General features: G+C 63.3%; 12 protein-coding genes. 9 read left to right on the top strand and 3 right to left on the bottom strand.

The annotated features are described in order from the left end of the window. Window positions 1-200: 200 nt before the first annotated feature. The 3 genes from D3F03_RS13575 to hemB all read right to left on the bottom strand — a co-directional run bounded on the left by D3F03_RS13575 (window position 201) and on the right by hemB (window position 3,948). Window positions 201-818 carry an ANTAR domain-containing response regulator gene (locus D3F03_RS13575; RefSeq protein WP_119109971.1) on the bottom strand — a complete coding sequence of 206 codons (618 nt, stop codon included), beginning with the start codon at window positions 816-818 and terminating at the stop codon, window positions 201-203. After that, window positions 815-2,716 (bottom strand): PAS domain S-box protein, encoded by a 1,902-nt coding sequence (locus tag D3F03_RS13580; RefSeq protein ID WP_119109972.1) that lies wholly within the window; start codon window positions 2,714-2,716, stop codon window positions 815-817. The genes D3F03_RS13575 and D3F03_RS13580 overlap by 4 nt, the downstream gene beginning before the upstream one ends. Before the next feature lie 221 nt (window positions 2,717-2,937). Continuing rightward, window positions 2,938-3,948, bottom strand: coding sequence for a porphobilinogen synthase (hemB, locus tag D3F03_RS13585; protein WP_119109973.1), 1,011 nt, complete (start codon window positions 3,946-3,948; stop codon window positions 2,938-2,940). Window positions 3,949-4,002: 54 nt separating this feature from the next. On the opposite strand from hemB, the gene D3F03_RS13590 reads away from it, so the two are divergent. The 9 genes from D3F03_RS13590 to D3F03_RS13630 form a co-directional block, all read left to right on the top strand. After that, window positions 4,003-4,431 (top strand): CopD family protein, encoded by a 429-nt coding sequence (locus tag D3F03_RS13590; RefSeq protein ID WP_119109974.1) that lies wholly within the window; start codon window positions 4,003-4,005, stop codon window positions 4,429-4,431. Window positions 4,432-4,614: 183 nt separating this feature from the next. Continuing rightward, a complete protein-coding gene (locus tag D3F03_RS13595; protein ID WP_119109975.1) occupies window positions 4,615-5,715 on the top strand; it encodes a VanZ family protein in 1,101 nt (366 codons plus the stop codon). A 32-nt stretch (window positions 5,716-5,747) separates the two neighbouring features. Beyond that, window positions 5,748-6,098, top strand: coding sequence for a (2Fe-2S) ferredoxin domain-containing protein (locus D3F03_RS13600; RefSeq protein WP_119109976.1), 351 nt, complete (start codon window positions 5,748-5,750; stop codon window positions 6,096-6,098). A gap of 110 nt (window positions 6,099-6,208) precedes the next feature. Continuing rightward, the gene (locus D3F03_RS13605) at window positions 6,209-6,835 is read left to right on the top strand and encodes an alpha/beta hydrolase (RefSeq protein WP_119109977.1); all 627 of its coding nucleotides are present in this window, start codon (window positions 6,209-6,211) and stop codon (window positions 6,833-6,835) included. Between the two features lie 67 nt (window positions 6,836-6,902). Further along, entirely contained in the window at window positions 6,903-8,072 is a 1,170-nt protein-coding gene (locus D3F03_RS13610) for a D-alanyl-D-alanine carboxypeptidase family protein (RefSeq protein ID WP_119109978.1), read from the top strand. Between the two features lie 291 nt (window positions 8,073-8,363). After that, window positions 8,364-8,741, top strand: coding sequence for a 30S ribosomal protein S12 (rpsL, locus tag D3F03_RS13615; RefSeq protein ID WP_056266875.1), 378 nt, complete (start codon window positions 8,364-8,366; stop codon window positions 8,739-8,741). A 178-nt stretch (window positions 8,742-8,919) separates the two neighbouring features. After that, a complete protein-coding gene (gene rpsG, locus D3F03_RS13620) occupies window positions 8,920-9,393 on the top strand; it encodes a 30S ribosomal protein S7 (RefSeq protein WP_119109979.1) in 474 nt (157 codons plus the stop codon). A gap of 82 nt (window positions 9,394-9,475) precedes the next feature. After that, complete coding sequence (gene fusA / locus D3F03_RS13625; protein ID WP_119109980.1) at window positions 9,476-11,578, top strand: elongation factor G; 2,103 nt, start codon at window positions 9,476-9,478, stop codon at window positions 11,576-11,578. A 272-nt stretch (window positions 11,579-11,850) separates the two neighbouring features. After that, window positions 11,851-11,943, top strand: a 93-nt coding sequence (locus D3F03_RS13630; protein ID WP_005434227.1) for a GTP-binding protein, incomplete at its 3' end; no start/stop codon positions are given.

An 11,943-nucleotide genomic window follows, 5' to 3' on the forward strand; every position in this document is an offset into this window, starting at 1 on the left:
CAGGTGCACGGTGGGTACGGGAAGGGTTGTAGAGGAACCGAACATTGGCCTGTGCCCACGGGCGCAAGGCCGTGGCAGGGTGCGAGGCGTGTTCGGGGCCTCAAGGGCTCAGGCTGCGGGGCGGGGCAGGCGTGAGCCAGAGCTGGGGATTTTGTTGTATGAGCTTGTAACCATTAATAAGGGTAAACCCTTGATTCGTGTCACGGTTTTGTCACCGTGTGCAAGCGGTCGCTGGTGTCGATCACTTCCTTGGCCAGCTCGGCCAGCTTGCGCCGCTGCGAGCGTGCAGCCGAGCGCAGCAGCTCGAACGCAGCGGTGCGCGGCAACCGGTACTGCATCATGGTGATGCCGGTGGCCACGTTGATGCTGCGGTCGCCATCAAGCGCCTCCTGCAGTTGGGCACGGGACTGGCGCAGCTGGTCAATTTCCTGGGCCCGCTGCAACGCGGCTTCTATGGTGGGCCGGATTTGGACCACGTCCATTGGCTTGACCAGGTAGCCCAGCGCGCCAAAACCCGAAGCACGCTCAACATTCTGGGTGTCGCTGAAGGCGCTGAGCATCAGAAACGGGATGTGGTCCAGGTTGCGCAGGCGGTCGGCCAGTTCCATTCCATCGCGGCCCGGCATGCGCACATCGACAATGGCCAAGTCTGGTCGTAGCCCACCGGTCAATAGCGCCTCGGCATCGTCCACGGATTCAGCGGTGCTGACCTGGTAGCCCATGTCCTGCAATCCGCTCGACAGCGTGGCGAGGATGAGGCGGTCATCATCCACCAACAGCAGGTGTGTGGGCGTGGGAGCGGAGGCAGATTCGGTCATGGTGCAAGCGGCGCTGGTTCGAGATGGATGACGGGCGGGGAAAATTCCAGGCGCAGCACGGCCCGGTCGGCCTCCTGCGTGCGTGTTACGGTGGCGCCGCTGCGGGGCATGAGCGCCGACACCAGGCTGTGCCCGCCCTTGGCAGAAGGTGGCGATGCAGGCCATTGTCCGGGGTTGGCGATGGTGATGTGGACATGGTCCGGTTGCGCTCCCTTGCGTAGCACGACCTGGACATCCTGGTGCTGCTTGCCACCATGCTTGACAGCGTTGAGCATCAGCTCGTTGAGCACCAGCGCCACGGGAACGGCCTCGGTGGGGTTGATGCGGCATACCTGCCATGGCGTGGGAATGTCCACATGGATGGGGGTGTGCCAGAGCGATTCAATGCCCGCCGCCACGGCACAAGTCAGCTCGCACAGCCGCACCTGGTCGGCGTTGGCGCGGCCTTGCAGGCCGTGGATGACGGCGATGCTGTGAATCTGCCCGATGACCTGGGTGATGGGGCCGTGCAGATCGGGGTGCTGTTGGTCGAGCGTACGCAGCATGCCCATGATGCCCTGCAGGTTGTTCTTGATGCGGTGGTGCACTTCCTGCACCAGGGCTTCACGCTGCGCCTGCTCCATCTTGCGGCGCTGTGCTTCCTGCTGAAGCAAGGTGGTGATGTCGGTCATGGTCACCACGTAGTGCGTGGTGTGCGCTTGCAGATCCTTGACGGGGCTCAGCGTGATCCAGGCGGGGTAGACCTCGCCGGACTTGCGCTGGTGCCATTGCCTGCGCTGCACGGCCTGCTGGGGGGAAAAATCCAGCGCGGTCTGTGCGGGCCCTTCGGGGGGCGCGTCCGTCACGGACAACAGGAAATGAGGGGTCTTGCCCAATACCTCGTGGGCCTCATAGCCCGACATCTGCAGGAACGACTGGTTGGCCTGCAGGATCACGCCCTGCGCATCGGTGATGAGCATGCCCTCCTGGCATTCGAAGGCGATGGCCGCCACGCGCAGTGCGGCTTTCTGGCGCCTGCGCTCGGCGATGTAGGCCGCCAGCGACAGTCCCACCACCGCCAGGATCACCATGTACGACCAGTAACCAAAACCGTGGTTGACGGCGATGTCGCGGGCAAAGAAGCCGGTGCGCTGGTAGGTGCCCCACAGAGCCTGCAGCGCGATCATGCACAGCAACGCCGTGGTGGAGAGCAGACCCAGGCGCACGCCCGACCAGGTCACGAACAGGAACATCCAGTAGGCGTTGGCCAGCGAGGCCAGTACCGGGTTGTGCGTGCTGCCGAAAATGGCGACAGCGCAAGCCATGGCCAGAAGCCAGACCAGAATGCCTTCGCCCACATGGCGCAGGGGTTCCGGGAAGCGCAGCGTCCGTCGGTAGGACAGGGCCATGGGCGCGATCAGCAGGCTGCCCAGCGAGCACCCCAGCCACCAATGCAGGAGATGCTCGGTCCAGGCGGAGGGGGCGATTTCTCCCGCCAGGAGCAACCCCGTGCTGGCCACCAGCGCGCCGGCCCCGGCCCCGGCACCGCACACCCACAGCAGCACATGCCGAATGATCCTGAAGTTGGGATGGTCCTTGTCAAAATCTGGCTGCCGCAGCAGGAGCGCGCAAGAGAGCCAGGCCGCCGTGACGGTGCCCAGCGCTGCGGCCAGCGCGGCCAGCGGCGCATTGCCCGCCAGCAGCCCGCTGAGCAGGCTGCCGATGAAGAGGGCCGGCGCCAGTTGCTGCCCACCCACAACCAGCAGCACCAAGGCCAGCCCGCTGGCCGGTTGCAGCAGTTGCTCCAACCCCTGACCGGGCAGGGGCATGGCCGTGGCCTCGGCCACTGCCATATAGAACAGCACCGTGCCCGCCATGGCCAGCAGCGACGGTGGCGGGGGGCTTCGTTGGTGGATCATGGCGCCAAAATAACAGTCAAATTGGCCTCTAGGGAGCCTCTGCACGAATCGCGTGGCAAGTGGGCGCTGCGGATCGGGATGAGCTGCAAGGCGCAAACCGCAGCGATAGCCGTAGCTATCGCGAGGATTTGCAACGCTGCAGATCGCCCGAGGCCGCAGATGCACACGGCGCGACGATTCGTGCAGAGGCTCCCTAGCGCCCGTTGGTATTGCGCAACCAGCTATCGATTCAGGAGTAAGCGTGCAGCGTCCCGCGCGAAGTACGTCAGCACGCCGTCGGCCCCTGCGCGCTTGAAGGCCAGCAGGCTCTCCATCATCACCGCGTCGTGGTCCAACCAGCCGTTGTGCGCGGCGGCCTTGAGCATGGCGTATTCGCCGGACACCTGGTAGGCGAAGGTGGGCACCTTGAACTCGTCCTTCACGCGGCGCACCACGTCCAGGTAGGGCATGCCGGGCTTGACCATGACCATGTCGGCGCCTTCGGCGATGTCGATCGCCACTTCGCGCAGTGCCTCGTCGGTGTTGCCGGGGTCCATCTGGTAGCAGTTCTTGTCGGCTTTGCCCAGGGCGCCGCGCGTGCCCACCGCATCGCGGAACGGGCCGTAGAAGGCGCTGGCGTACTTGGCACTGTAGGCCATGATGCGGGTGTGGATGTGGCCGTGGGCTTCCAGCGCGTTGCGAATGGCGCCAATGCGCCCATCCATCATGTCGCTGGGTGCGACGATGTCCACGCCCGCCTCGGCGTGCGTGAGTGCCTGGCCGGTCAGCATTTCCACCGTTACGTCGTTGAGGATGTAGCCGGTGTCGTCCAGCAGGCCGTCCTGGCCGTGGCTGGTGTAGGGGTCGAGCGCCACGTCGGTCATCACGCCAAGGCCGGGGAATTCCTTTTTGAGGGCCCGCACCACGCGCGGGATCAGGCCATCCGGGTTGAGCGCCTCCTTGCCGTCCGGCGTCTTGAGCGCCGCGTCGATCGAGGGGAACAGCGCCATCACCGGAATCCCGAGCGTGGCGCATTCCTCCGCCACAGGCAGCAGCAGGTCCAGGCTGAGGCGGTCCACGCCGGGCATGGAGGGCACGGCCTGGCGGATGTTTTGGCCTTCGTGCACGAACACCGGGTAGATCAGGTCGTGCGCCGTGAGCCGGTGCTCGCGCACCAGGTTGCGGGTGAAAGCGTCGCGGCGCAGGCGGCGCGGACGTGCGGTAGGAAAGGGGGCTGGGCTGGAGAGATGCATACGAAAATTGTGCACCAGTCCCGCAAGATGCACCGGGGCGCCTAAACTGCCCCCATGCTTTGGGTCAAATCTCTCCACATCGTTTTCGTCACCAGCTGGTTTGCTGGTTTGTTCTACCTGCCGCGCATCTTCGTCAATCTGGCCATGGTCTCGCCCGGCTCGGTCGCCGAGCGTGAGCGCCTGATGCTAATGGCGAAAAAGCTCATGCGCTTCACCACGCTGCTGGCGGTGCCGGCCGTGGGGCTCGGCCTGTGGCTGTGGCTGGGCTATGGTATCGGCAGAGGGCCGGGCAATGGCTGGCTGCATGCCAAGCTGGCCCTGGTGCTGCTGGTGCTCGGCTACCACCACGCCTGCGGGGTGCTGCTGCGCAAATTTGGCGCCGAGCAGAACACGCACAGCCACCGCTGGTTCCGCTGGTTCAATGAAATGCCCGTGCTGCTGCTGCTGGCCATCGTCGTGCTGGTGGTGGTCAAGCCGTTCTGAGGGCATTAAGGCAATGCTGAACAAGCCCCTCACGCGCCGCGCATCCGTAGCTCGGGCGGTCTGCGGCGTTGCCAATCCTCGCCATAGCCGCGGCTATGGCTGCGGTTTGCGCCTTGCATCCCATCCTGATGCACGGCGCGCGTCATCGCGGTGACTTATTCAGCATCGCATTAAGGCGCGCGCATGGAAAAGACCACTGCCTGGCCCCTGGCGCTGGTGTACACCGCGCTGATCATCTTTGCCAGCCTGTTCCCGTTTGAGGGCTGGCGCGCGCAGGGGATCGCGCCCTGGGAGTTTCTTGTGGCGCGCTTGCCGCATTACTGGACGGGTTTTGACGTCACCATCAACATTGCCGGCTACGCGCCGCTCGGCTTCCTGCTGGCGCTGGGGTTCACGCGCAGCGGCTGGCCGCGCTCGGCGGTTCCACTGGCGTTCGTGATCGGGACGCTGCTGTCGCTCCTGATGGAGTTCCTGCAGATCTACCTGCCCAAGCGCGTTTCCTCCAACCTCGATCTGCTGCTGAATTCTGCCGGCATATTGCTTGGCGCAGTGACGGCCGCAGGGCTCGAGCGCCTGGGTGCGCTGGACCACTGGAGCCGCTTTCGCGCGCGCTGGTTTGCCCGCGATGCGCGCGGAGCCCTGGTGCTGCTGGCGCTATGGCCGTGGGCGCTGCTGTTTCCGGCGGCCGAGCCGTTTGGATTGGGCCAGGTGATCGAGCGACTCGAAGCTGTGCTGGACGATCTTTTCGATGGCACACCGTTTTACGACTGGCTGCCCGTGCGCCAGGTGCCGCTGGAGGCGCTCTCGCCTGCGGTCGAAGCGCTCTGCGTGGGCCTGGGCCTGCTGGCGCCCTGTTTGCTCGCCTTCAGCGTGGCGCGCCAGCCAGCCCGGCGGGTGGCGCTGCTGTTGTCGGCTGCGGTGATAGGCGTGGGGGTGACGGCGCTGTCCTCGGCGCTGAGTTGGGGGCCATCGCACGCCTGGGCGTGGCTGAGTGCGCCTGCGCGCGCCGGCATCGTATTGGGCCTGTTGTTCGCGGCGGCCGCCATCGGACTGCGCCAGCGCGCCTGCGCTGTGGTGCTGCTGGTGGTGATCAGCCTGCATCTGGCACTGCTGAACGACGCGCCCACCAGCGCCTACTTCGCTCAGACGCTGGTCGACTGGGAGCAGGGCCGCTTCATCCGCTTCTACGGCCTGGGCCAATGGCTGGGCTGGCTTTGGCCTTACGTTACGCTGGTCTACGTGCTGCAGCGCGCTTCGCGCCGGGCACTGCCCGAGCGTGGCTGAGGCAGCGCCCGGCACACTTTTAGAATGCAGACATGAGCGAATCCACTGCCGCAGCGCCCGGCTACTTTGCGCGCCATATTTTTTTCTGCCTTAATGAACGCTCCAATGGCGAGGCCTGCTGCGCCCAGCACGGCGCCCAGGCCGCGTTCGAGCATTGCAAGTCGCGCGTCAAGGCCGCCGGCCTCGCCGGCCCAGGCAAGGTGCGGGTGAACAAGTCGGGCTGCCTGGACCGCTGCGCCGCCGGGCCGGTGGCGGTGGTCTATCCCGAAGGCGTCTGGTACAGCTACGTGGACCTGTCCGACATCGACGAGATCGTCGATTCGCACCTGGTGCGCGGCGTGGTGGTCGAGCGTTTGCGCACGCCGCCGGAACTTGGGCGCTAAGAAACGCTCAACCTGTTCGGTGCGCACCGGTAGATGTGCCAAAAAATACAGTCAAATCGGCCTCTAGCGCTTATCCTATAAGCGCTGTTAGCTATTAAAAAAGTAGTCCATTGAACGCCCAAACCGAACGCTTGGTCCTGCAGGGCGAAGCTGGCGCCCTTGAGGCGCTGCGCGATACCGCCGCGGCGGCACACGGCGTGGCCGTGCTGGCGCATCCGCACCCGCTGTTTGGCGGCACCATGCACAACAAAGTGGTCCAGACGCTGGCCCGAGCCTTCGTGCAGTGCGGTTACACCGCGGTGCGTTTCAACTTTCGTGGCGTAGGCGAGAGCGCTGGCACCCACGACGCGGGCCGCGGCGAGCTTGCCGATCTGCTGGCGGTCGTGGATCAGGTGGCTGCGGATGGTCCTATCGCCCTGGCAGGTTTTTCTTTTGGTGCCTTCGTCACCAGCCACGCCTTGGCGCAATTGTGGAGTGCGCGCGACGTGCGGCACGCCGTGTTGGTGGGAACGGCCGCCAGCCGCTTTGCGGTCGCACCCGTACCGGCAGAGGCCCACGCACGCACACTCGTGCTGCACGGCGAGAGCGACGACACCGTGCCGCTCGCCAGCGTGCTCGACTGGGCGCGGCCGCAGACACTACCGGTTACCGTGATTCCCGGAGTAGGGCATTTCTTTCACGGACAATTGCCGCTGCTCAAGAATTTGGTGGTGCGCCACCTGCAGGCCCCGGGCTGACGCAATGCGCTTGCGTGCCGCCCAGGCGGCATGCCGTTTTTTCACTTTAGACCCATCCGCGAGCTCCATGAACCGAATCTTTCGCGCCCTGCGCGCCCTCGTCTTTCCCATTTTTGCCGTTGCTGCTGCCGGCGGTGCCTTCGCTCAGGCGCCGCAGCCACCGGAGATCGCTGCGCGCAATTACCTGCTGATGGATGCCACCTCCGGGCAGATTCTGGCCGCCAAGGACATTGACGCGCCGGTGGAACAGGCATCGCTGACCAAGCTGATGGCTTCTTATGTCGTTTTTGATGCCCTGCGCGCCAAGAAAATCACGCTGGAGCAAAAATTTCCGGTGAGTGAGCGCGCCTGGAAGATGCCGGGCTCGCGCATGTTCATCGACCCCAAGATGCAGGTGCCAGTCGGTGACTTGATCAGTGGCATGGTCATCCAGTCGGGCAACGACGCCACCATGGCGCTGGCCGAGGGCGTGGGCGGCACGGCCGAGCAGTTCGTCAAGATGATGAACGAAGAAGCTGCGGCCATGGGCCTCAAAGGCACGGCCTACAAGAACCCCGACGGCCTGACCGAGGCTGGCCACATCACCACGGCGCGCGACCTCGCCACCATCACGGCGCGCCTGCGCCACGATTTCCCCGAGTACATGCACTACTACGCGGCCAAGCAGTACCTCTACCCCGGTACGCCGAAGTCGAACAGCCAAAACCGCAACTACCTGCTGTTTCGTGATCCGTCGGTCGATGGCATGAAGACTGGCCACACCGCTGCCGCGGGTTACTGCCTGGTTGCCACTGCGCACCGCGACTTTCCCAACGTCGGTGAGCGTCGCCTGATTGCCATCGTGCTCGGCACTACCAGCGAAAACGCCCGCGCCAACGAAAGCCAGAAGCTGCTCAACTGGGGGTACACAGCCTTTGATGCGGTCAAACTCTTTGACGCCAACCAGGCCGTGGAGACGCCGGCGGTCTGGAAGGGCACACAAAGCACCCTCAAGATTGGCAGTGCCGACCCCATCGTCATTTCCGTCCCGGCAGGCAGCGCCGGCAAGGTGAAGACACAGGTCGTCCGCCAAGACCCGCTGGTGGCGCCGTTTACCAAAGGACAGGAAGTCGGCAAGCTCAAGGTCGTTGTGGGCGACCAGACGGTGCGCGAAGTGCCGCTGGTGGCGCTCGACGATGTTCCGCAGGCTGGCATCTTCGGCCGCGCCTGGGATGCGATCCGCCTCTGGATCAAGTAGAAGATACAACCCCCTGCGCGGGCAGGCTTGGAGTTGCAGCCCTCAGCCCCTTCTCTTGGCTTTGCCAGGAAGGGGCGCCGCCGATGCGGCGGGGCGGCCCTTGCACGGCGGCCGCTCGCCTAAAGCGTGCCTGTGTTGAGGGTTGTGGCGGGGCTGGGCCCGGCCTGAAAGCTCGGACCCGCTTGCCCCATGCAGGCTTTGCTGCTACATTTGAAGGCTTTTCGGAATTTCCGAAGGGAAACACGTTTTCGCTTATCACGCTAGATTTCACGTTTAGGGACGTCAGTATTCATGCCAACCATTAACCAGCTCGTGCGTCACGGGCGCGAGGTCGAAAAGACCAAATCCAAAAGCCCGGCGATGGAAAACTCGCCGCAGCGCCGTGGTGTCTGCACCCGTGTGTACACCACCACCCCCAAGAAACCTAACTCTGCTCTGCGCAAAGTTGCCAAGGTTCGTCTGACGAACGGTTTCGAGGTCATTTCCTACATCGGCGGCGAAGGCCACAACCTGCAAGAGCACAGCGTCGTGCTGGTGCGCGGCGGTCGTGTGAAGGACTTGCCTGGTGTGCGCTACCACATCGTGCGCGGCTCGCTCGACTTGCAAGGCGTGAAAGACCGCAAGCAGTCGCGCTCCAAGTACGGCGCCAAGAAGCCCAAGGCCAAGTAAACCGGGCCCTGAGCCAGGTTTCTGTCCAGTACATCGGTGTTTGCCGTGCCTTGGCGGGCCGTGCAAGCGAAGTGACCCCAAACGCAAATGTCTTGCGCGGGTCGAGTAAGTGAGAGTTCTGTATGGCTCTCGCGGCGTTCTGAAAAGGCGCCAACTGAAGCAAATATTGAGGTGAAAAATGCCACGTCGTCGCGAAGTTCCCAAACGTGAAATCTTGCCGGACCCTAAATTCGGCAATGTAGAGCTGTCCAAATTCATGAACGTGATCATGGAAGGCGGCAAGAAGGCTGTGGCCGAGCGCATCATTTATGGCGCGCTTGACCTCATCGAGAAGAAGAATCCCGACAAAGACCCGCTGGAAGCTTTCGTTGTGGCCATCAACAACGTCAAGCCCATGGTCGAAGTCAAGTCGCGCCGTGTCGGTGGCGCGAACTACCAGGTGCCTGTGGAAGTGCGCCCGGTGCGCCGTCTGGCGCTGTCGATGCGCTGGATCAAGGAAGCCGCCCGCAAGCGCGGCGAAAAATCGATGGCACAACGCCTGGCCAACGAGATTCTGGAGGCCACCGAAGGCCGTGGCGGCGCCATGAAGAAGCGTGACGAAGTGCACCGCATGGCCGAAGCCAACAAGGCTTTCAGCCACTTCCGCTTCTAAGTTTCGTCCCCATATTCCGAAGTCTGGAAGCCCGACCCGCCTCCTTGGCGGGCGGGCTTTCAGCCGTTAACGAAAGCACATCATGGCACGCAAGACCCCCATCGAGCGCTACCGCAATATCGGTATCTCGGCCCACATCGACGCTGGCAAGACCACGACGACCGAGCGCATTCTTTTCTATACCGGCGTGAACCACAAGATTGGTGAAGTTCACGACGGTGCCGCCACCATGGACTGGATGGAGCAAGAGCAAGAGCGCGGCATCACGATCACGTCAGCGGCTGTTACCTGCTTCTGGAAGGGCATGGACCTGTCCTATCCTGAGCACCGCTTCAACATCATCGACACCCCCGGCCACGTGGACTTCACCATTGAGGTGGAGCGTTCCATGCGCGTCCTGGACGGTGCCTGCATGGTGTACTGCGCCGTGGGCGGCGTGCAGCCCCAGTCGGAAACCGTGTGGCGCCAGGCCAACAAGTACAAGGTGCCGCGTCTGGCCTTTGTGAACAAGATGGACCGTACCGGTGCCAACTTCTTCAAGGTCTACGACCAGATGAAGCTGCGCCTGAAGGCCAACCCGGTGCCCGTTGTCATTCCGATCGGTGCCGAGGAGAAGTTCGTCGGTGTGGTCGATCTGCTGAAGATGAAGGCCATCATCTGGGACGAAGCGTCGCAGGGCATGAAGTTCAGCTACGAAGACATCCCTGCCGATCTGGTCGCGTCCGCCAACGAATGGCGCGAAAAGATGGTCGAGGCCGCTGCCGAAGCTTCGGAAGAGTTGATGAACAAGTACCTTGAAGAAGGTAGCTTGACCGAAGACGAAATCAAGCTCGGCCTGCGCATGCGCACCATCGCGACCGAAATCCACCCCATGCTGTGTGGCACTGCGTTCAAGAACAAGGGTGTGCAGCGCATGCTGGACGCTGTCATCGACTATCTGCCCGCGCCTACCGACATTCCGGATGTCACGGGCACGGACGAGGAAGAGCAGCCAGTCACCCGCAAGGCCGACGACACCGAGAAGTTCTCTGCGCTCGCGTTCAAGCTCATGACCGACCCGTTCGTCGGGCAGCTCACGTTCGTGCGCGTCTACTCCGGCGTGCTGACCAAGGGCGACACGGTCTTCAACTCGGTCAAGGGCAAGAAGGAACGTATCGGCCGGATCGTGCAGATGATGGCCAACGACCGCGTCGAAGTCGACGAAATCCGCGCCGGCGACATCGCCGCCTGCGTGGGCCTGAAGGAAGTGACCACCGGCGAAACGCTGTGCGACGTCGCTTCGCCCATCGTGCTCGAACGCATGGTGTTCCCGGAGCCCGTGATCTCGCAGGCCGTGGAACCCAAGACCAAGGCCGACCAGGAAAAGATGGGCATCGCCCTGCAGCGCCTGGCTGCCGAAGACCCGTCGTTCCGCGTGCGCACCGACGAAGAATCCGGCCAAACCATCATTTCCGGCATGGGCGAGCTGCACCTGGAAATTCTGGTCGACCGCATGAAGCGTGAATTTGGCGTGGAGGCCAACGTCGGCAAGCCCCAGGTGGCGTACCGCGAAACCATCCGCAAGACGGTGGAAGATGCCGAAGGCAAGTTCGTGCGCCAGTCCGGCGGCAAGGGCCAGTACGGTCACGTCGTGCTCAAGATCGAGCCGAACGAAGCCGGCAAGGGCATCGAATTCGTCGACGCCATCAAGGGCGGCGTGGTGCCGCGCGAATTCATCCCCGCCGTGGAAAAGGGTATCAACGAAGCCGTCACGCAAGGCGTGCTGGCCGGCTACCCGGTGGTGGACGTCAAGGTCACGCTGCACTTCGGTTCGTACCACGACGTGGACTCGAACGAACTGGCGTTCAAGATGGCCGCCATCTTCGGTTTCAAGGAAGGCTGCCGCAAGGCCAGCCCTGTCATCCTGGAGCCCATGATGGCGGTGGAAGTCGAAACGCCCGAAGACTACGCCGGCAACGTGATGGGCGATCTGTCCTCACGCCGCGGCATGGTGCAGGGCATGGACGACATCCCGGGCGGTGGCAAGGCCATCCGCGCCGAAGTGCCGCTGTCGGAAATGTTTGGCTATTCCACGACGCTGCGTTCGGCCACGCAGGGGCGTGCCACCTACACGATGGAATTCAAGCATTACTCGGAAGCCCCGCGCAATGTGTCTGAAGCCATCATGGCGGCAAGGGCCAAATAAGTCCTTGGGGTCAGATCAGCTCCGCTGCTCTGGCCCCTCTGACTGGATGGGGGTAGGTCAGCCTGGCTGTTCTGCCCTCTCTGCTGGGTGAATTCATGGTCAAAATGGCCTCTAGCGCTTATCTATCAAGCGCAGACAGCTAATTTTTCAGTAGCAAATAGTTTTTTGCAATCTGCGATCCGGTGCCGTCCCGTTGTCCTGTGCGGGGCGACCAAGCAACCGGGTGCAGACGTTAAACCTATACACAGGCATCGCTCTTTGGAGAATTGGAAATGGCAAAAGGAAAATTCGAACGTACCAAGCCGCACGTCAACGTCGGCACGATCGGCCACGTGGACCACGGCAAGACGACGCTGACGGCAGCA

It is taken from the genome of Simplicispira hankyongi (assembly GCF_003570885.1).
Taxonomy (GTDB): Bacteria; Pseudomonadota; Gammaproteobacteria; order Burkholderiales; family Burkholderiaceae_C; genus Simplicispira; species Simplicispira hankyongi.

Excerpts from the sequence above, each read along its gene's own strand:
- D3F03_RS13575 (WP_119109971.1), bottom strand. The coding sequence starts at position 818 with ATGACCGAATCTGCCTCCGCTCCCACGCCCACACACCTGCTGTTGGTG.
- D3F03_RS13580 (WP_119109972.1), bottom strand. The coding sequence starts at position 2,716 with ATGATCCACCAACGAAGCCCCCCGCCACCGTCGCTGCTGGCCATGGCG.
- hemB (WP_119109973.1), bottom strand. The coding sequence starts at position 3,948 with ATGCATCTCTCCAGCCCAGCCCCCTTTCCTACCGCACGTCCGCGCCGC.
- D3F03_RS13590 (WP_119109974.1), top strand. The coding sequence starts at position 4,003 with ATGCTTTGGGTCAAATCTCTCCACATCGTTTTCGTCACCAGCTGGTTT.
- D3F03_RS13595 (WP_119109975.1), top strand. The coding sequence starts at position 4,615 with ATGGAAAAGACCACTGCCTGGCCCCTGGCGCTGGTGTACACCGCGCTG.
- D3F03_RS13600 (WP_119109976.1), top strand. The coding sequence starts at position 5,748 with ATGAGCGAATCCACTGCCGCAGCGCCCGGCTACTTTGCGCGCCATATT.
- D3F03_RS13610 (WP_119109978.1), top strand. The coding sequence starts at position 6,903 with ATGAACCGAATCTTTCGCGCCCTGCGCGCCCTCGTCTTTCCCATTTTT.
- rpsL (WP_056266875.1), top strand. The coding sequence starts at position 8,364 with ATGCCAACCATTAACCAGCTCGTGCGTCACGGGCGCGAGGTCGAAAAG.
- rpsG (WP_119109979.1), top strand. The coding sequence starts at position 8,920 with ATGCCACGTCGTCGCGAAGTTCCCAAACGTGAAATCTTGCCGGACCCT.
- fusA (WP_119109980.1), top strand. The coding sequence starts at position 9,476 with ATGGCACGCAAGACCCCCATCGAGCGCTACCGCAATATCGGTATCTCG.